17 protein-coding genes are annotated in these 18,536 nt (G+C 71.7%); 8 read left to right on the top strand and 9 right to left on the bottom strand.

Translation table 11 applies throughout. The features are described from left to right. From DY245_RS39145 to DY245_RS39130, 4 genes are all read right to left on the bottom strand, one after another. Positions 1–452: P1 family peptidase (locus DY245_RS39145; RefSeq protein WP_181924059.1), on the bottom strand; the 452-nt coding region annotated here is incomplete at its 3' end. Beyond that, positions 445–1,278: a L,D-transpeptidase family protein gene (locus tag DY245_RS39140; protein WP_128511862.1), complete on the bottom strand. Its 834-nt coding sequence runs from the start codon at positions 1,276–1,278 to the stop codon at positions 445–447. The genes DY245_RS39140 and DY245_RS39145, both read right to left, overlap by 8 nt. Positions 1,279–1,643: 365 nt before the next feature. Then, positions 1,644–2,789, bottom strand: a complete 1,146-nt coding sequence (locus DY245_RS39135; RefSeq protein WP_244943540.1) for a low temperature requirement protein A — start codon at positions 2,787–2,789, stop codon at positions 1,644–1,646. 122 nt (positions 2,790–2,911) lie between these two features. Further along, positions 2,912–3,943 (bottom strand): methyltransferase, encoded by a 1,032-nt coding sequence (locus DY245_RS39130; protein WP_128511860.1) that lies wholly within the window; start codon positions 3,941–3,943, stop codon positions 2,912–2,914. 188 nt (positions 3,944–4,131) lie between these two features. On the opposite strand from DY245_RS39130, the gene DY245_RS39125 reads away from it, so the two are divergent. Further along, positions 4,132–5,460, top strand: coding sequence for an amidohydrolase (locus tag DY245_RS39125; RefSeq protein WP_128511859.1), 1,329 nt, complete (start codon positions 4,132–4,134; stop codon positions 5,458–5,460). A gap of 70 nt (positions 5,461–5,530) precedes the next feature. After that, positions 5,531–6,646 carry a MerR family transcriptional regulator gene (locus DY245_RS39120; protein ID WP_181924057.1) on the top strand — a complete coding sequence of 372 codons (1,116 nt, stop codon included), beginning with the start codon at positions 5,531–5,533 and terminating at the stop codon, positions 6,644–6,646. A gap of 129 nt (positions 6,647–6,775) precedes the next feature. Here the strand turns inward: DY245_RS39120 and DY245_RS39115 are convergent, their stop codons facing one another. The 3 genes from DY245_RS39115 to DY245_RS39105 all read right to left on the bottom strand — a co-directional run bounded on the left by DY245_RS39115 (position 6,776) and on the right by DY245_RS39105 (position 9,985). Then, positions 6,776–7,990, bottom strand: a complete 1,215-nt coding sequence (locus tag DY245_RS39115) for an NAD(P)/FAD-dependent oxidoreductase (protein ID WP_128511857.1) — start codon at positions 7,988–7,990, stop codon at positions 6,776–6,778. A 95-nt stretch (positions 7,991–8,085) separates the two neighbouring features. Continuing rightward, positions 8,086–9,183 (bottom strand): TSUP family transporter, encoded by a 1,098-nt coding sequence (locus DY245_RS39110; protein WP_181924056.1) that lies wholly within the window; start codon positions 9,181–9,183, stop codon positions 8,086–8,088. A 1-nt stretch (position 9,184) separates the two neighbouring features. Next, positions 9,185–9,985 carry a GntR family transcriptional regulator gene (locus DY245_RS39105; RefSeq protein WP_128511856.1) on the bottom strand — a complete coding sequence of 267 codons (801 nt, stop codon included), beginning with the start codon at positions 9,983–9,985 and terminating at the stop codon, positions 9,185–9,187. 331 nt (positions 9,986–10,316) lie between these two features. Here DY245_RS39105 and DY245_RS39095 point away from each other — a divergent pair, with 331 nt between their 5' ends. After that, positions 10,317–11,744, top strand: coding sequence for an MBL fold metallo-hydrolase (locus tag DY245_RS39095; RefSeq protein ID WP_128511855.1), 1,428 nt, complete (start codon positions 10,317–10,319; stop codon positions 11,742–11,744). Between the two features lie 111 nt (positions 11,745–11,855). Here the strand turns inward: DY245_RS39095 and DY245_RS39090 are convergent, their stop codons facing one another. Beyond that, positions 11,856–12,140: a hypothetical protein gene (locus DY245_RS39090; protein WP_128511854.1), complete on the bottom strand. Its 285-nt coding sequence runs from the start codon at positions 12,138–12,140 to the stop codon at positions 11,856–11,858. 21 nt (positions 12,141–12,161) lie between these two features. Continuing rightward, positions 12,162–12,662 (bottom strand): MFS transporter, encoded by a 501-nt coding sequence (locus DY245_RS39085; RefSeq protein ID WP_244943539.1) that lies wholly within the window; start codon positions 12,660–12,662, stop codon positions 12,162–12,164. 289 nt (positions 12,663–12,951) lie between these two features. Here DY245_RS39085 and DY245_RS39080 point away from each other — a divergent pair, with 289 nt between their 5' ends. The 5 genes from DY245_RS39080 (at position 12,952) to DY245_RS39060 (ending at position 18,428) form a co-directional block, all read left to right on the top strand. Then, a complete protein-coding gene (locus DY245_RS39080; protein ID WP_244943538.1) occupies positions 12,952–13,491 on the top strand; it encodes an AMP-binding protein in 540 nt (179 codons plus the stop codon). Positions 13,492–13,866: 375 nt separating this feature from the next. After that, complete coding sequence (locus DY245_RS39075; RefSeq protein ID WP_425329504.1) at positions 13,867–14,808, top strand: MFS transporter; 942 nt, start codon at positions 13,867–13,869, stop codon at positions 14,806–14,808. Between the two features lie 64 nt (positions 14,809–14,872). After that, positions 14,873–17,170 (top strand): molybdopterin oxidoreductase family protein, encoded by a 2,298-nt coding sequence (locus tag DY245_RS39070; protein WP_181924058.1) that lies wholly within the window; start codon positions 14,873–14,875, stop codon positions 17,168–17,170. Next, positions 17,167–17,766 carry a 4Fe-4S dicluster domain-containing protein gene (locus DY245_RS39065; RefSeq protein ID WP_128511851.1) on the top strand — a complete coding sequence of 200 codons (600 nt, stop codon included), beginning with the start codon at positions 17,167–17,169 and terminating at the stop codon, positions 17,764–17,766. The genes DY245_RS39070 and DY245_RS39065 overlap by 4 nt, the downstream gene beginning before the upstream one ends. Next, positions 17,763–18,428 carry a QcrA and Rieske domain-containing protein gene (locus DY245_RS39060; protein WP_128511850.1) on the top strand — a complete coding sequence of 222 codons (666 nt, stop codon included), beginning with the start codon at positions 17,763–17,765 and terminating at the stop codon, positions 18,426–18,428. Before DY245_RS39065 ends, DY245_RS39060 begins: the two co-directional genes overlap by 4 nt. Positions 18,429–18,536: the final 108 nt, after the last annotated feature.

The raw sequence follows: 18,536 nt of genomic DNA, 5'->3' as shown, positions 1-18,536 counted from the left end.
TACGCCGCGGCCTCGGCGGCGGCGCGGCCGAGTGCGGCGTCGGGGCGGGCCCGCCAGTCGCCGCCGCGGCCCAGGTCGAAGAGGGCCGCGGCGGGTACGACCGGTACGACCTGGGAGGGGTCGGGGCCGACGCGGAAGCCGCGCCCGTGGTCCTCCAGCCAGCCGGCGACACCGGACGCGGCGTCAAGACCGAAGGCGCTGCCGCCGGTCAGCACGATCGCCTCGATGCGCTGGACGAGGTTGCGCGGGTCGAGCGCGTCGGTCTCCCGGGTGCCGGGACCGCCACCGCGTACGTCGACGGCCGCGATGGCGCCGCCCTCAGGGGCGAGGACGACGGTGGTGCCGGTCAGATGGCCGTCGCCGATGCGCTGGGCGTGGCCGACCCGGAGGCCGCGGACGTCGGTCAGTGCGTCTCGCGGCCCCTGGGTCGGCGCGCCTGGCCGGTCAGTAATCGGCCGGTCCCATCACGATGACCGGGTGCAGGTCCGGGTCGAGGGTGCGCAGCAGCTGCCGCATCACCTTGGGCTTGAGGCTCACACAGCCCTGGGTGGGGCCGTCGTGGTCGACATGCAGCCAGACGCCGCCGCCCTTGGCGTCGCCCCAGGGGCGGTGCGGGTCCAGGGGGGAGGTGCCCGGATCCCGGTTGTAGTTGATGGCGATGACGTAGTCGAAGGCGCCGGCCAGCGGCTCGCCCTCCACGCCGGTGCCGTCGGCGACAAAGCTGCTGTTGTGGTCGTAGGGGAGCTTGGTGCCGTCGGGGGCGGGCAGCCGGCCGCCGGCGTCGGTGAGCGTGTAGACGCCGATGGGGGAGCGCAGGTCGCCGTAGCGGTGGTCGTCGGTCCAGCCGTGCGCGGCGTTGTGCGCGGACCAGGTGGGGCCCGGCTCCCAGTCGTCCGAACCCTCCTCGCGGGTGTAGAGGACGACCTGGGACTGGAAGGAGTCCATGTCCTTGCCGGTGACGACCAGTACCTGTCGGGAGTTGGCCGGTATGCGCTTCCGGGCGGCGTCGCTGAGGCCTGGGATCGGGCGGCCGGCAGCGGCGTTCCGTGCGGCGTTCGGGGCGGATTTCGGCGCGGCAGCGGGAGTACGTGGCGTGTCCGGGCCGGAAGCCGTCGAGGACGTGGTGCTCTTGGCGTCGGTCCGGCCGTCATGATCGTCGCCCGACGCCGGCCATGCCCACAGGGCGGTGCCGACCAGCGTGGAGAGGGCGAGACCGCTCACGGCCTTGCTGCGCCGGGACAGTCTCGTCCGCGCGCGGGACTGAGCGTGGCGGGCCATGTCTGGCGTCTCCTCAGGTGCGGACGGTGGTCGGCCCCAGGGCTTCCGGGGAGGAAAACCCCTGTCATAAAAAGGGCAATCTGCACCCTACCGCGTCTGCGTCCGCCCGCCTCCGCTGGCTGTGGTGAACAGAGGGGAACAAGAGGGCGAAGGTGCGAGAAGTAAGGGCCATTGGTGGCTAATTGACGGGTAATGGGGTGGCGCGGGGGTGGGGCTGTGCTGGTGAAGAAGGGCCCCCGGGTGGGGGAGCAAGATGGCCGGATCTGATGCGGGATCAGGGCGGCGGACGGTCGGGTACGGCCGTTCGGCACGCTTATGGGGGACGAGGGGAGGGCGTTCGTCGAGACGGGTGACGCAGGCGCCGGTTACTCCGCCGGTGCGGTGCCCTGCCGGCTGGTGAGGGTGACCCCGACCGCGACCGTGGCGGACGCCACCAGGCCGGACGCCAGGACCGCGCCGCGTCCGGCGAAGGTGCACGCCAGGACCAGCAGCGAGGACACCGGCAGCACCAGCTGCTGGGCCAGGCCGCGCTTCTGGTGCCGGGAGTGGATCAGCCAGACGGTGAGCATGAACAGGGCGGCCGGCACCGTGACACACGCGGACGCGCCGAACGTCGACAGCTGGGACTTGCCGACCGACTCCTCCACCGCGACCTCGATGCCCGCGCCGACCGCGGCCGCCGAGCCGAACACGAGGTAGTGGCCGTAGCCCCACAGGAACGACTGCCTGTTCGAGCGCAGGTGGCGGTGGATGGGCACCGCGAAATAGATCCAGTACGCGGCGAAGACCAGCAGCAGCCCGCCGCCCGCGATCGGCAGCAGACTGCTCAGCTCGTCGTTCTCGTCCAGCGCCGACTGCACCGCCACGGTGGCCGCCGCGATCGTCTCGCCCAGCACGATGATGGTGAACAGGCCGTAGCGCTCGGCGATGTGACGCGGATGCCAGCTCGTCTGCCGCTGCCGTTCGGCCAGTGCGGGCACCGCCAGCTCCAGCAGGGCCACGACCACGAACACCCAGCGCACATCCCCCTTGGGCAGAAGCAGCAGGCCCAGCCAGCCGACCTGGCACACCGTCACCCCCAGGGCGTAGCGCAGTGCGGTGCGCCGTTCGGCGCCCCGGCTGCCGAGTGCGGCCCGCAGCCACTGGGTGACCATCGCCAGCCGCATCACCACATAGCCGAACCAGATGACGGTGAAGTCGCTGTGCTCGAAGGCCCGCGGTACGCCGGCGGCCAGGATCAGCACCCCCGCCATCTGGACGAGCGTCACCACGCGATAGAGCGGGTCATCGGTGTCGTACGCCGAGGCGAACCAGCTGAAGTTCATCCAGGCCCACCAGATGGCGAAGAACAGCATCAGATAGCCGGAGATGCCGTGCCCCGGGTGACCCTCGGCCAGCGCATGCGCCAGTTGGCGGCCGGCCTGCGCGACCGCCACGACGAAGCACAGGTCGAAGAAGAGCTCCAGCGGGGTGGAGGCGCGGTGCTCCTCGTCGCGGCGGCGCGCTCGCATGAGGACCGGCACCTCAGCTCCTCTCGTCGGCCGATGAGGCCGTCATCAGTAGAGCGCGGGCGGGCGATGCCGCCAACGAGGGGAGCGGGGTGCGGCGTGTCATGCCTTGAAGGTACCGGGGCTTATTCGGCGACCGCTTCCACGATCGAGGGGAAGGCGGATGTCGACAGCACCCGGGTCAGCCGGAATCCGCCCGCCGACAGCAGCGTCGCGAACTCCTCCGCGGTCCGCTCCTGCCCGTCGACCACCGCCATCATCGCGACATCCATGGTCTTGCCGAAGTGCGGGGCGTTGCCCTGCGGCAGTACGCAGTCGATGACCAGCAGCCGGCTGCCGGTCGCCATCGCCCGGTGGCAGGTGCGCAGAATGCGCCGGCACGCCTCGTCCGGCCAGTCGTGCAGGACGTGCTTGAGGACGTAGACATCACCACCCTCCGGTACGGACACGAAGAAGTCGCCCTCCTGGGTGCGCCAGCGGCCCTTCAACTCGTCGCCGTCCAGGAGGTGATGGGTCAGCGGCGGGGCCTGGTCGAAGAGCACACCGGTCAGCTGGGGGTGGCGGCGCAGCGCCGCGCGCAGCAGTCCGCCGCGGCCGCCGCCGATGTCCACGACCGTGCCGGTCTCGGGGAAGGGGTACGCGGCGGCCACCGCATCGTCCACCGGGGAGGACAGCGAGGACATCCCGTCGTCCAGGAGCTGGCGGGCGACCGGATCCGACTGCAGATGCTCGAAGAAGGGCGCCCCGAAGAGCCGCTCGAAGGACGCGCCGCCGTGCCGTACCGACTCCGGCAGACCGGCCGAGGTCCGCAGGAACAGCTCGTCGGTCATCATCATGACGGCGGTGTGCAGCGAGTCGGGCGCGTCGGTGCGCAGCGGTCTGGCGGCCGGTGTCAGCTGGTAGGCGCCCGCGGCGTCCTCCCGGAAGATGCCACGGGTGGCGAGGTAGCGCAGTACGCGGCGCAGATGCGGGGCGTGGGTGTCGGTGGCGGCGGCCAGCTGCTCGACGGTGCGCGGGCCCTCGGAGAGATGGTCGGCGATGCGGTAGTGGGCCGCGGTGCGTAAGGCGGCGGAGAAGAGATGGCCCATGGCCTGGTCCATCAGGTGGGTGGTGATGTCGTGCGGCTCGCCGGTCGGTCGGTGGGATGAAGTGGCCAACGTCAGCCTCCGGTCGTCGGCTTGGGCCTGCTGGTCCCGGTTGCAGGCTGGGTGATCCACGGTTGCAGCCGGGGGCTTCGGTGTCACGGAAAGCGGGGCGGCCAACCGCTAAGTCCGGCCAGCGGGACGGGGCGCCCGGGGCGGGCCGGCGCTCGATGCCGGGCGGCGGTTCATGGTCGAATGCGCGTATGAGCGACCGTGACAAGACCGGCTCGACCGATCACGCCGCAAAGCCCGCGCCCACCGCCGTCCTGGCCCCGCTCGACGATCGCCTCGCCGACCTCGTGGCCCTCTACGAAGACCTGCACCGGCACCCCGAACTCGGCTTCCAGGAGACCCGCACCGCCGCCGAGGCCGCCCGCCGGCTGACCGGCTGCGGCTACGACGTCACCACCGGCATCGCCGAAACCGGCGTGGTCGGCGTACTGCGCAACGGCCCGGGCCCGGTGGCCTTGCTGCGCGCCGACATGGACGCGCTGCCCGTCACCGAGAACTCCGGCCTGGACTACGCCTCCACGGTCCCCGGCCGGATGCACGCCTGCGGACACGATGTCCATGTGACCTGTCTGCTGGGCGCCGCCGATCTGCTCGCGGCGGGCCGCGCGCACTGGTCCGGCACCCTGATCGTGCTCTTCCAGCCCGCCGAGGAGGTCGGCAGCGGCGCCCGCGCCATGCTCGACGCCGGCCTCTACAGCAAGGGCCTGGTCCCCACCCCCGATGTGGTGCTGGCCCAGCATGTCGCCCCGTTCGGCGCCGGGCTGATCGCGTACTGTCCCGGCGCCTGTATGGCCGCCGCCGACAGTCTGGAGATCACCTTCCACGGCAGCGGCGGCCATGGCTCGCGGCCCGAGACCACCATCGACCCGATCCTGATGGCGGCGTCGTTCGTACAGCGGGTGCAGTCCGTGGTGGCGCGCGAGGTCGCGCCCAAGGACCGGGTGGTGGTCACCGTCGGCTCCTTCCACGCCGGGGACACCGCCAATGTCATCCCCGACCGGGCCGTCGTACGGCTGAGCGTCCGGACCTTCGACGAGACGGTACGCGCCGCCGTGCTGGCCGCCATCGACCGCATCGCGCGCGCCGAGGCCGCCGCCTCCGGCGCGGACCGCGCACCCGGGACCGAGGTCCTGGACTCCTTCCCGGTCACCGTCAACGACTCCACGACCCTGCGGGAGGTCAATGGGCAGTTCACCGAACTCTTCGGTGAGCAGCGGCTGTTCGCCTACGAACCGGCGACCGGCAGCGAGGACGCCGGACTGCTGGCGACCGCCGCCGGGGCGCCGCTCTACTACTGGTGGCTGGGCGGCTGGGACCCGGAGGAGTTCCAGGCGGCGCTGGCGGCCGGGCGACTGGCGCAGGACATCCCCTCCAACCACTCGCCGCGCTTCGTCCCCGTGGTCCGCCCGACCCTCACCATGGGCGTCGAGGCGCTGACCGCCGCGGCCCTGAACCGGCTGGCACCGCCGGCGAAGGACGCCGGACAGGCCCCTCGGGACGGGTCGGCGGCCGCCGTTTGACCTTGTCCTTGGGGGAAGCCCCAGCATCGGTCGGGCCGGGCGAGGCGCCCGGTACGAGGAGGACGGACGGGTGGACAACGGACGGGCGGACACCGGCGTGGGTGCGGCGCGATACGGGAACGGCGAGCTGCTGACCATCGGGGCGTTCGCACGGGCCTCGCGGCTCTCGCCGAAGGCGCTGCGCCTGTACGACGAGCTCGGCCTGCTGACCCCGGCCCGCGTCGACCCGCACAGCGGCTACCGGCACTACGCCCCGGCCCAGCTGGAGCGGGCCCGGCTGGTCGCCTGGCTGCGCCGGCTCGGCATGCCGCTGGCCCGCATCCGCGAGGTGTGCGAGCTGGCGCCGGGCGCGGCGGCCGGGGCGGTCGCCGCGTACTGGGCGCAGGTCGAGGCCGACACCGCCGCCCGCCGGGACCTGGCCGCCTTCCTCGTCGACCAACTGTCCAGGAAGGACACCGTCATGACCGAACCGCGTACCCCTTTGACGATGCGCTACGCCGCCGGTACCGATCGGGGGCTGGTCCGTCCGGCCAACCAGGACGCCGCCTACGCCGGGCCGCGACTGCTGGCCGTGGCCGACGGCTACGGCCCCGGCGGCGGCCCGGCCGCCACCGCCGCGATCGAGGCGCTGACGGAACTGGAGGAACGGGACCTGAACTCGGCGGATCTGCTGGGCGCCCTGGAGGAGGCGGCCCGGCAGGCGCACCGCGCCGCCCCCTCGGCGGACGAACCGACCGGCAGCACGCTCACCGCGCTGCTCCGCTCCGGCGCCCAGCTGGCGCTGCTGCACATCGGGGACTCGCGCGCCTATGTCCTGCGCGACTCCGGTCTCTTCCGGATCACCCACGACCACAGCGTCGTCCAGTCGCTGATCGACGAGGGCCGCCTCACACCCGAGGAGGCACCGACGCACCCGCAGCGCGCCCTGCTGCTGCGGTCCCTCGACGCGGACACCGAGTTCGCCCCCGATCTCCAGCTGCTCGACGCCCGGCCGGGCGAGCGCTACCTGCTGTGCACCGACGGACTGACCGGGGTGGTCCCGGCCGGCACCCTCCAACACGTGCTCACCGCCGCCGACGGCCCCGAGCAGGCGGTGACGGAACTGATCGCGCTCGCCCGGGAGGCGGGGGCGCCGGACAATGTGGGGTGTGTGGTGGCGGAGATGGTGGCTGTGACGGAGGCGTAGGGCCGGTCCGTCACGTCGGGTGCGCCGGGTCCGTTACGTCGGGTCTGTTACATCGGCTCTGTTACGTCGGTTCCGCCGGTGCCTTGTGCGCCGGTCCCGTCGGTCCCGGCGCACCTTTACATCGGTCCCTTACGCCAGTCCTTTGAGCATCCCCTTGAAGTAGAGCTGCGGGAGGCCGTAGCGCTTGAGGAACCACATGTCGGTGCGCTCGCGGGTGGTGTCGATGAAGGGGATCGAGGGGGTGGGCCGCAGGTCGTAGTCGAACTCGGCGAGCAGCATCTTGTGCCGGGCGGTGACCAGGGGGCAGGAGGTGTAGCCGTCGTAGCGGGCGGTGGCGGGGCGGCCGCGCAGTCCGGCGAGGAGGTTGGTGACGACGACCGGGGCCTGCTTGCGGATCGCCGCGCCGGTTTTGGAGGTGGGGAGGTTGGCGACGTCGCCGAGCACGAACACCTCGGGGAAGTCCGGGTGTTGGAGGGCTTCCCGGTCGGTCTTGACGTACCCGTAGGGGGAGTCGGGGTCGGCGAGCGGGCCCTCGGCGAGCCACTCGGGGGCGCGCTGCGGCGGTACGGCGTGCAGCAGGTCGTAGCGGATGGTCTCGGCGGTACCGGTGGCGTGATCGGTGATCACCGCCTTGCGCGCGTCGCCGTCCAGCTGGGTCATCTCGGAGCGCAGCCGCACCTCGATGCCGTACCGCCGGGCCGTCTCCGTCAGCGCTCGGGAGAAGACCGGCACCTTGAACATCGCCGGCTCGGGGAGCACGAGGATGGTGCGGATCGCGCCCAGTACGCCGCGCTTGCGCCAGTGGTCGGCCGCCAGGTACGCGATCTTCTGCGGGGCACCGCCGCACTTCACCGGACCGGACGGCATGGTGAACACGGCCGTGCCGCTGCGCATCCGGCGGATCAATTCCCAGGTGAGCGGGGCGAGATCGGGCCGGTAGTTGCTGCTCACACCGCCGTGGCCGACGGCGCCGGCCAGGCCGGGCACGCCGTCCCAGTCGAGCTGAAGTCCGGGGGCGAGGACCAGCCGCCCGTAGGAGAGGACCCGGCCGGAGGCGGTGGTTACCGTACGGGCGGCCGGATCGACGGCGGTGGCGCGCTCGCGCAGCCAGCGCACGCCGGGCGGTATGACGTCGGCCTCGGTGCGCAGTGAGGCGCGCAGCGGGGCCTGGCCGCCGCCGACCAGCGTCCACAGCGGCTGGTACCAGTGGGTTTCGGAGGGCTCCAGCAGCGCGATGTCCCGGACGCCGGCACGGCGTAACCGGGCGGCGACGGTGATGCCCGCGGTGCCGCCGCCGACGATGAGGACCTGGTGGTGGGACGGGGCGGCGCTTGCGGGGGTCATGGGCTTCCTCCTGGTAGGCGGTGGGGAGTTGTGGTGGCTTACGGGCTACGGGCTACGGGCTGTGGGCTACGGGCTGTGGGCTACGGGGCCACGGGTTACGGGGACCAGAGGTGCGGGAGGGCGGCGGCCGCCATGGTGACCGCGAGGATGGTGACGAGGGAGGCGAACGCCGTGGTCAGGACCTGGGGGCGCAGGCGGGTGGTGAGGCGGTTGCCGAGGTGGCTGCCGAGCGCCGCGGCGGCGGCGAAGCCGGCCAGCAGCGGCCAGTCCAGATTGCTGGTGCCGGCCCGGGTGCCCAGCGCCGTAAGGGAGTTGATGAGGATGACGAGGAGTGAGGTGCCGATGGCGACCGGCATCTCCAGGCCCAGGATGAGGGTGAGGGCCGGTACGACGACGAAGCCGCCGCCGACCCCGAAGAAGCCGGTGAGCAGCCCGACGACGAAGGCGGTCGCGATGATGCGGGCGGGGTGGGGGATGGGCCGCATGGGATCCCGTAGGCGGTCCGTGCCTGTGTCATCCCGTGAGGAGTCTGCTCCTGCGTGATCCCGTGAGGAGTCTGCTCCTGCGTGATCCGGTGAAGGGGCGGCTTCTCTGTGGTCCGGTGTGGGGGCGGTCCCTGCGTGGTCCGGTGTGGGGGCGGCTCCTGCGTGGTCCGGTAAGGGCTCGGTGCCTGCGTGGTCCGGTACGGGGTCGGCTTCTGGGTGATCCCGTAAGGGGTCGGCTTCGCTGCGGTCCCGTAAGGGTTCGGTCTCTGTGGGATCCCGTAAGGGTGCGGTCTCCGTGGGATCCCGTAAGGGCCGAACGGTTCCCGTCGACCGCCGCTCGCGCAGCCCCCGTAACAGCAGCATCGCCGCCACCACGAGCATCAGCCCGGCGAACGCCGCCATCAGCACCGTGGGGTCCAGTGTCGCGCTCCACCGGGAGCCGAGGTAGCTGCCGGCCGTACCCAGTGCCCCGAAGACCGAACCGGCCGCCCAACGGACCCGGCCCGCGCGGGCATGGCAGACCAGCCCGGTCACCGCGCCGACCGTGACGACGACCAGCGCGCCCGCGGTCGCCTCGTGCGGCGACTGCCCCAGCAGATACACCAGCGCGGGCACGGCCAGCACCGAACCGCCACCGCCGAGCGCACCCAGCAGCAGCCCGATCAGCAGCCCGCACGGCAGCGCCGTCGCGGCTATGAGGACGGACACGCTACGAGGACGGACACGACGCCCGCGGCGCGAGAGCGACCGCCCGGCTGTCGTCCGACCACTCCGCGACGAAGGTGAACCGGTCGCCGCGTACCACCGTCTCGCGCCACTCCACCGGCCGCTCCCCGGCCATGGCCAGCCGCTCGATGGCGAACGCCGCCTCGCGGTCGGCCAGCCCCAGCAGCCACGCCTGCCGGATGTCCGGCAGGAACGGCTGGATCCGCTCCCGGCCACCGGTGACCTTCACCCCGCAGCGGCGCGAGAGCTCGCCGTAGAGCGAGGTGTGCCCGAAGTCGGTGTCCAGCAGCGGCTCGGCGACCTCGGCGGGCAGATACGCGGTGTCGTGGGCGAGCGGTTCGCCGTCCGCGAGCCGCAGCCGCTCCAGCACGATCAGCGGCGCGTCCGGGATCAGCCCCAGCTGCCCGGCGATCGTCCCGTCCGCGGTCCGCTCCAGCCGCAGCACCTCGCTGCGCTGCTCCACGCCCTGGCCCTCCAGCTCGCGGAAGAGGCTGTAGAGCGAGCCCAGCGGCTGCTGTATGCGGCGGGTGTCCAGCCGGCTGGCGCGGCCGCGTTCGGCGATCACCAGTCCGTCCGCGCGCAGCTTGCGCAGCGCCTCGCGGACGGTGTGCCGGCTGACCTCGTACTCGTCGGTGAGCCGGTGCTCGGCCGGGAACTCCTCGGTGAACGCGCCGGCTTCCATCCGTCGGCGCAGATCGGCGAAGAGCTGCGCCCACAGGGGGAGCGGCGAGCGCCGGTCCAGGGGGCGGGGGCCGTGCGCGCCGTCCGGCGGCTCGGTCGTCATGGTCGATTCCTCCGCGGACGTACGGGGCGGGTGTTGCGGGTGTGGCGCGCGCTGCCGGTGTTGTCGACGCTGCCGGTTGCGGGTGTTGCGGGTGTTGCGGGTGTTGCGGGTGTTGCGGGTGTTGCGGGTGTTGCAAGGGTTGCCGAGGTTGTCGGTCTTGGAGTGGCGGCAGGTGATGTGACGTCAGGGTCGTTGCAGGGAGCGGCCCCAGCTTGTCGACCGTCACGCGGCTACCTAATGTACGTACATCCGTTCATCCGCACAACGCGCCCTGTCCGGGCGGCCCCGAGCCGCCGCGTACGGGCACCGCGAATCCCCCTGGAGGCCGACCGTGCACTTCGCGCAGTACTACCTCGACTGCCTCTCCCAGGCGTCGTACCTGATCGGCGACAAGACCACCGGACGCGCCGTCCTCGTCGACCCGCGCCGCGACATCGACGACTATCTGCACGACGCGGACGCGGCCGGCCTGCGCATCGAACTCGTCATCGAGACGCACATTCACGCCGACTTCCTCTCCGGCCACCTCGAAATCGCGCGCGCCACCGGCGCCACCATCGCCTTCGGTGAGGCCGCCGAAACCGGCTTCCCCATACGGCGGTTACGGGACGGCGAACGCATCTCGCTCGGCCGCGAGGACGGGGCGGGGGTCACCCTCACCGTTCTCACCACCCCCGGCCACACCCTCGAATCCATCTGCCTGGTCATCCACGAACACCCCGACGACGCCGTACCGTTCGGCGTGCTCACCGGTGACACCCTCTTCGTCGGCGATGTCGGCCGCCCCGACCTGCTCTCCGCCGCCGGGCACTCCCCGCACGAGATGGCCGTACGCCTGCACCACTCCCTGCACAGCAAACTCATGGTGCTCCCGGACGCGACCCGGGTCTTTCCCGCACACGGCGCGGGCTCGGCCTGCGGACGCAGCCTCTCCACCGAGACCAGCTCCACCATCGGCGACCAGCGCCGCCTCAACTACGCTCTGCAGCCCATGCCGCAGACCGAATTCGTCCGGCTGGTCACCGCGGACCAGCCCGCCACCCCCGGCTACTTCGCGCACGACGCGGCCCTCAACCGCGACGGCCACCCCCTCCTGGACGCCGCCCCGCCGGCCGCGCTCACCCTGGAGGAGGCGCTCGCGGCCCGCGACCGGCAGGGCGCCGTCCTCCTCGACTGCCGCCCGCTGGCCGCCTACACCCGCGCGCACCTGACCGGGTCGCTCCACACGAGCCTGGACACCCGGTTCGCGGAGTACGCCGGCAGCGTCGTCGCCCCGGGCACCCCGATCGTGCTGGTCGCCGAGCCCGGCACGGAGCGGGAGGCCCGCCTCCGCCTCGCCCGCATCGGCTACGACCGCGTACTCGGCCATCTGCCCGATCCGGCCGCCGTCCTGGACCGTGCGCCCGCGCTCACCCGCCGCAGCCATCGCATCCGGTACGAGGAACTCAGCCCGGAACAGGCGGAGTTGAGCGGTTCCCATGCCCCTCCTCAGGTCGATTCCCAGTGGGCCGACGCGCAGCTGATCGATGTCCGTAATCCGGCCGAGTACGCGGCGGGCGCCTTCCCCGGCGCCCGCAACATCCCGCTGGCGACTCTCTCCGGCCGCCTCGCCGAACTGGACCCGGGCCGCCCGGTCGTCCTCTACTGCCGCAGCGGAAACCGGTCGGTGATCGCGGCGGCGCTGCTGGAAGCGCGCGGCTTCGCGGATGTGTGCGATGTGGTGGGGGGCTATGAGGCGGCGGGGGCGGGGGAGGGGTGAGTACACGGGGTGGTTGAGTGGAGCGACCCGTTCCGGCAGGCCCGGGCGTCGCCTGCCTCACCTGCGTCGCCTGCGTCATCCGCGGCACCCGCGCCTTCCGGGGCACTCGCGTCACTCACCTCCCCCACGTCGGCCCTCCCGTCGGAGTACGCGTACGAGCGCCGGCGCCAGCGCCCCCGCGGTGGCCAGACAAGCGGCCGCCGGGAGCGCCAGAGACGGCCGGGTGCCGCTGCCCGTACCGGCGTCGGCCCCGCCGTTACTCAGCGCCGGCCCGAGCCCGGCCGTCACCGTCATCACCGCCGCGGCCCCGGTCGAGGCCGCCAGCAGGGTGGGCGTGTCCGTGGCGCGGCCGGTGGCCCAGAGAGCGGCCGCGGCGGCGGCCGCGGCGAGCGCCACCGTCAGCCAGAAGACGGCCCGTCAGGAGACGGACTGGGCGAGCGCGCCGCCGAGGAACGGGCCGCAGACGGTGGCCGGTCCGGCCAGGCCCAGTGCGCGGCCGATCGCCCGGCGTCCGTGCCCCGGTGGGCAGGCGTTGGTCAGCAGGGCCGGCCCGGCGGGCATGATCAGCGCGCCGCCCGCGCCTTGCAGCAGCCGCGCCGCCACCAGGAGAGGCAGCGACGGCGCGAGCGCGCACAGAGTGGCGGCGGTGCCGAAGAGCGCCAGCCCGAGGGCCGGCATCCGGCGCCGCCCGTAGAGGTCGCCGAGCCGGCCGGCGACCGGCATCAGGGAGCCGGCGGCCAGGAGATAGCCGCTGACGGTCCAGGCGGCGGCGGTCGCGGGACCGTGCAGGCCGTCGCGGATGGCGGGCAGCGCCAGGTTCAGCGCGAAGGAGTCCAGCTGGACGCAGAAGGCGCCGGTGGCGACGGCGGCAAGCGCCCAACGGGCCTGCGCGTGTGGGTGCGGTGCGGTTTTCGGCATGACGGGCACGGGGCCGCCTCTCCCGGGTCTGCCTCTCGCGCATGCGGAGGAGAACGGGAAACAGAAACAGGGGAGGAGGGGGGATGGAGTGCATCGGAACTGGGCAGTACGCCAGGTGCGGGTCGCGGGCGTGGCCGGAGGGGCCTGGAGCGACGGTCCGGAGGGGTCCGGAGAGATCCGGCGGTGTGCTGCCGCGCGGGTGCGAGAAGGGGCGGGCGCCGGCCCCGTACAGCGGACGTTCAGCGATCGTTGATCGGTGATCACGATGCTGATCCGCATGTTGCGCCGTGTGACCTCAGAGCATGTACATGTAGATGACGCCCGGGAAGTTCAAGAGCCGGAGGCGTCGCGGATCGCCCTCACCTGGACCGGGGAGCCAGGACGCCAGGAGGAGCTGACGCACGGCATGCTCCTCGACCAGGCCGCTCGGGCCGCGGCCGCGCTCACCCAGCTCGGGGTGCGGGCCGGCGACCGGGTCGCGGTGCATCTGCCGCTGGTGCCGGAGTCGGTGATCGCCACGCTCGCCTGCGGCCGGCTGGATGCGATACGTACCACGCTGCCGGTCTCGCTGACGGTGCCCGAACTGGTCGCGCGCACCCGGGAGTCGGATGCCCGGGTGCTGATCACGGCGGATGCGGCGTTCTGGGACGGGGCGGTACGGCCGGTGAAGGCGCTGCTCGACCATGCGCTGGCGAGGGGCGCCGCCGCGGGCGGCGTACCGGAGCGGCGGGTGCTGGTGGTGAACCGGTGCTCGCGGCCGGTGTCCTGGAAGCCGGGGCGTGATCTGTGGTGGCACGAGGCGCTGAACGGTTCGGCCGGCACCCGCTGAAGGGCGGGAGTGCAGGGCCGGCGGCCCTCACCCACTGAGCGGTCCTTTCCCGCCAGGCGGTCCTCACCCGCTGAGCGGTCCTTTCCCGCCAAGCGGCCCTCACCCACTGAGCGGTCCTCTCCCGCCAAACGGTCCTCACCCGCTGAGCGCTCCCCTATGCGTCCCTCACCCATAAGGCGACATAACGGGCCATACGCCTCATGAGCGCCTACCGTGGGGCCCGTGCCACAGTCATCAGACGCCCCAGCTGCCCCGGCCGCGGAGCCGGAGGCAACAGCGGCGGCGCCCCGGCCGAGGCCGCCGGCCGTCCGCGCGACGCTGGTGGCCTCGGCCGTCGCGCTCCTCCTGATCGTCGCCATCATCCTGGGCAGCCGCATGCTGCGGAACTTCGACTCCGCACTGCTCCCCTACGCCGTGGCCACCGTCTTCCTCGCCTTCGGCGTCACCTACCGCTACACCGTCTGGGTCAGCGAACCGGCCGCCCGCCGACTGTTACGGCAGGGCTGGCGCACCCTGTTCTCCAGGGAGAACTTCCGCAAGGCGCCCACCGCGCTGCCCCGGATGATCGCCACCTACCTCGGCTTCCAGAAATTCCTCGGCGCCCGCTCGACCGCCCGCTGGGCCGCCCACCAACTCCTCTTCTGGGGCTGCATTCTCGCCGCGGTCATCACCTTCCCGCTCACCTGGGGATGGTTCACCTTCACCTCGGCAACCGGCCCCGGGCCCAGCTATGAAATGCGGATCTGGGGCTTCAAAATCATCGGCTTCAACTCCGCCGATGTCATCGGCTGGGCCTTGTTCCACGGCCTCGACCTCGCCGCCGTCCTCGTCATCGCGGGCGCCGGCTACTTTCTGTGGCGGCGCCTGCGGGACCGCACGGCCACCACCGGACAGCGCTTCGGCTATGACCTCGTCCCGCTGCTCGCGCTCATCGTCATCTCCGTCACCGGACTCCTGCTGACCTTCTCAGCGGTCTTTCTGCACGGCGGCGGCTATGAATTCCTGGCGCTGCTGCACATGGTGTCCGTCGTCTTCACCCTCATCTACCTCCCCTTCGGGAAGTTCTTCCACATCGTGCAGCGGCCCGCCGCGGTCGGTATGCAGCTGTTCAAATACAGCGCCCGGCAGGACGAGAAGCTCTTCACCTGCCGCCGCTGCGGCGAACTCGTCGACACCGCCCCGTACGTCGAGAATCTGCGCGGCACCATGCGCGATCTCCGCCTGGACTTCGACGAATGGGCCGAATACTGCCCGCGCTGCAAACGGGTGCTGCGCGGCAGCGCCTATCTCACCCGTGTGAAGCGGGGCTTCAAGTGACCGCACCGTTCATGGCCGCGCCCGGGCCGTGGCCCATGGAGCCCGCCAGGGGACATCTGTGACGCTGCCCGTCGACCCCACCATCGCCCCGCCCGGCACCCGCACCTTCCACGACGCCGGCGGCATCCCCGCGGACCGATGGCATGCCGACCAGACCGGCGAAACCCTCGTCCCCACCCATTGCTGTTTCTGCGGTGTGCAATGCGGCATGTATCTCCGCGTCAACCAGGCCGGAAAGGTCTTCGGCGTCGAACCCCGCAACCACGACATCAACCGGATGCGGCTGTGCCCCAAAGGCATCAACGCCTATCAGCAGGTCAACCACCCCGACCGGCTCACCGCCCCGCTGATCCGGCGCTACCGCGACAAACCCTTCCAGGAATGCACCTGGGACGAGGCCCTCGACTTCACCGTCGCCGAAATCCGCCGCATTCAAGAGGTCTACGGGGCGGACGCCTTCGGCATGCTCGGCGGCGCCTCCCTCTCCACCGAGAAGACCTATCTCGTCGGCAAATTCGCCCGGGTCGCCCTCCGGACCAGGCACATCGACTACAACGGCCGGCTGTGCATGGTCAGCGCGGCCGGCGCCAACAAACTCGCCTTCGGCATCGACCGCGCCGGCAACCCCTTCTCCGACATCCTGCTCAGCGACTGCGTACTGATCGCCGGATCCAATGTCGGCGAATGCTTCCCGGTCATGACGCAGTACATCTGGGGAGCCCGCGACCGCGGCGCAAAACTCATCGTCGTCGACCCCCGCGAAACCCCCGTCGCACGCACCGCCGACCTGCACGTACCACTGAAGCCCGGCACCGATTCGGCCTTCTTCAACGCCGTACTCCACGTCATCGTCCGCGACGGGCTCACCGACGAGAAATACCTCGCCGACCACACCACCGGCTGGGACGCCGTCAAAGCCGCCGTAGAGAATTATCCGCCGGACCGCGCCGCCGGCATCTGCGGCGTCGGCGTCGAACAGATCGAGCAGGTCGCCCACTGGTTCGCCGGCGCCGAACGCGCCATGGCCTGGCACGCACGCGGCGTGGAACACCACAGCCAAGGCGTCGAGAACTGCCTGTCGATCATCAATCTGTGCGTCGCCACCGGCAATATCGGCCGCCCCGGGGCCGGTTACGGCACCCTCACCGGCCAGGGCAATGGACAAGGCGGCCGCGAACACGGCCAGAAATCCGATCTGCTGCCCGGCGGCCGCTCCATCACCGACCCGGAACACCGCCGCGAGATCTGCCACATCTGGGGCATCCCGGAGGACGAACTCCCGCTCGCCGGGACCTCCATGATGGAGATGGTCCATCAAATGCGACGCCGTGAAATCCGCGGCCTCATCGCCACCTGCAACAACCCCTTCGTCTCCCTCCCCAACCACCATGTGGTCAAAGAGGGCTACGACACCCTTGAATTCCACGTCCAGCTCGACTTCTTCCTCTCCGAAACCGCCGCCAACGCCCATGTCGTCCTCCCCGTCACGGTCTGGGCCGAGGACGAAGGCGTCATGGCCAATGCCGAGGCCCGCGTCGTCAAACACAACAAGGCCCAGGACCCGCCGCCCGGCGTCCGCACCGACACCTGGATCCTGTGCGAACTCGCCCGCCGCCTCGGCACCGGCGACAAATTCGCCTTCAGCACCTCCCGCGACGTATTCGAAGAACTCCGCATCGCCTCCGCGGGCACCGTCAACGACTACTACGGCATCACCTACGAACGCCTTGAGGAAACCGGCGGTATCGCCTGGCCCTGCCCCACCACCGAACACCCCGGCACACCAAGGCTTTTCGAGGACGGCAGGACCTACCACCCGGACGGGAAGATCCACCTCCAGGCCGTCGCATGGCACCCGCCCATCGACCCCTACGACGAGACCTATCCGCTCTCCCTGACCACCGGCCGCACCGTCGCCCACTACCTCTCCGGCAACCAGACCCGCCGCCTGGGCGCCCTCGTCGAACAGACCCCCCGGCCCTGGGTCGAGGTGCACCCCTCCCACGGCTTCAGCAACGGCCAGCCCGTACGGGTCGTCACCCGCCGCGGCAGCGCCGTCTACCCCGCGCTCGTCCTGGAGTCCATCCGCCCCGACACCGTCTTCGTGCCCTACCACTGGCCGTCCCCCACCGCGGCCAACATCCTCACCATCGACGCCCTCGATCCCCGCTCGAAGATCCCCGAGTACAAGGTCTGCGCCGCCCGGATCGAGGCCGCCACCACCCTCGACGAGGTCCCCGCACCGCCCACCGGACCCGGCCGCGTGGCATACCCCGAAACGCAGGTCTCCCGCACCGACCCACGGCCACCGACCGCACCCCAGGGCCTCGGCACCGCGGAAAGGGACTGGTCACCGCCATGATGGGCAGAACGATCTTCATCGACCCGGGGCGCTGTATCGGCTGCCAGGCGTGTGTCTCGGCCTGCCGCGAATGCGACTCGCACCGCGGCAAGTCGATGATCCACCTCGACTACCCCGACGAAGGCCGCTCCGTCGCCTCCCTCCCCACCGTCTGTATGCACTGCTCCGACCCCGTCGCCCCCTGCGCCGAGGTCTGCCCCGCCGACGCGATCCAGGTCACCCCCGACGGCGTGGTGCAGCAGGCCGACACCACCCGCTGCATCGGCTGCGCCAACTGCGTCAACGCCTGCCCCTTCGGCGTACCGAAGATCGACCTGGCGGCGAAGCTGCAGATGAAGTGCGACCTCTGCTACGACCGCACCTCCCACGGCCTCGCGCCCATGTGCGCCACCGTCTGCCCGACCGGCGCCCTCTTCTACGGAACCCTCGAAGAACTCCGGACCGAACGCCCCGGCGTCGAGGTCGCCGACTCCTTCACCTTCGGCGACACCGTCGTCCACACCGGCGTCGCCATGGTCGTCCCCGCCGACAAGGTCCGCTGGCCGGTACCGGGCGGGCTCCCGGTGATCGAGGTCAACGGGGTGGATGTCCGATGAGCACGGCACACCGCCGGCCGGAGTCGGGCCACGACGAGGGGGGCGGGGCCCCGGAGCCGGCCCACGACCGCCTGAGCGCCGACTCCCTCACCACCCGCCGCGACTATCTGCGGATCGTCGCCACCGTCTCGGGCGGCCTCGCCCTCGGAGGGCTGGCGGTCGCCGCGGGAGCGCTGCCCCGCCACGGCGACGACGCCGGCGACCTCAAACTCGTCGCCGACAGCATCCCCCGCGGTGAATCCGTCGCCTTCCGCTACCCCGGCGACGAGGACCGCGCGGTGGCCATCCGCCTCTCCGACGGCTCCCTCGTCGGCTACTCCGCCGTCTGCACCCACCTCGCCTGCGCCGTCCTGTGGAGCAAGGACCGAGGCGAGAAGGGTGAGCTGTACTGCCCCTGCCATGAAGGCTCCTTCGACCCCCGCACCGGCGACGTCACCGCCGGACCACCGCCCCGCGCGCTGCCCAAGGTCGTCCTGTACGAACGTGAGGACGGCACCGTCTGGGCCATCGGCACCGCCCGCTCCGGCGAAAGCATCGAACAGGGCCTGTGCCGCGAACTCAACGAAAAACAACCGGACTTCGCCGCCCAACTCGGCTGCCCGGGCACACGCGGCGACGGGATGACGGCCGAGGTCACCCACCCCACGGGCGGCCCTCGATGACCAACTCCCCACCGCCACCTCCGGAGCCGCCCCCTCCCGGGCCTCCCTCTCCTGGGCCGCCCCCTCCCGGGCCTCCCTCTCCTGGGCCGCCCCCTCCCGGGCCTCCCT

The organism is Streptomyces inhibens (genome assembly GCF_003389455.1).
Classification (GTDB): domain Bacteria; phylum Actinomycetota; class Actinomycetes; order Streptomycetales; family Streptomycetaceae; genus Streptomyces; species Streptomyces inhibens.
Note: the sequence above shows the minus strand (reverse complement) of the source record. Positions and strands in the feature narration are given on the sequence as shown.

Coding starts and splice junctions, on each gene's coding strand:
- DY245_RS39065 (WP_128511851.1), top strand. CDS start 17,167: ATGATGGGCAGAACGATCTTCATCGACCCGGGGCGCTGTATCGGCTGC.
- DY245_RS39075 (WP_425329504.1), top strand. CDS start 13,867: ATGCTGCGGAACTTCGACTCCGCACTGCTCCCCTACGCCGTGGCCACC.
- DY245_RS39135 (WP_244943540.1), bottom strand. CDS start 2,789: ATGCGAGCGCGCCGCCGCGACGAGGAGCACCGCGCCTCCACCCCGCTG.
- DY245_RS39125 (WP_128511859.1), top strand. CDS start 4,132: ATGAGCGACCGTGACAAGACCGGCTCGACCGATCACGCCGCAAAGCCC.
- DY245_RS39060 (WP_128511850.1), top strand. CDS start 17,763: ATGAGCACGGCACACCGCCGGCCGGAGTCGGGCCACGACGAGGGGGGC.
- DY245_RS39105 (WP_128511856.1), bottom strand. CDS start 9,985: ATGACGACCGAGCCGCCGGACGGCGCGCACGGCCCCCGCCCCCTGGAC.
- DY245_RS39140 (WP_128511862.1), bottom strand. CDS start 1,278: ATGGCCCGCCACGCTCAGTCCCGCGCGCGGACGAGACTGTCCCGGCGC.
- DY245_RS39115 (WP_128511857.1), bottom strand. CDS start 7,990: ATGACCCCCGCAAGCGCCGCCCCGTCCCACCACCAGGTCCTCATCGTC.
- DY245_RS39085 (WP_244943539.1), bottom strand. CDS start 12,662: ATGCCGAAAACCGCACCGCACCCACACGCGCAGGCCCGTTGGGCGCTT.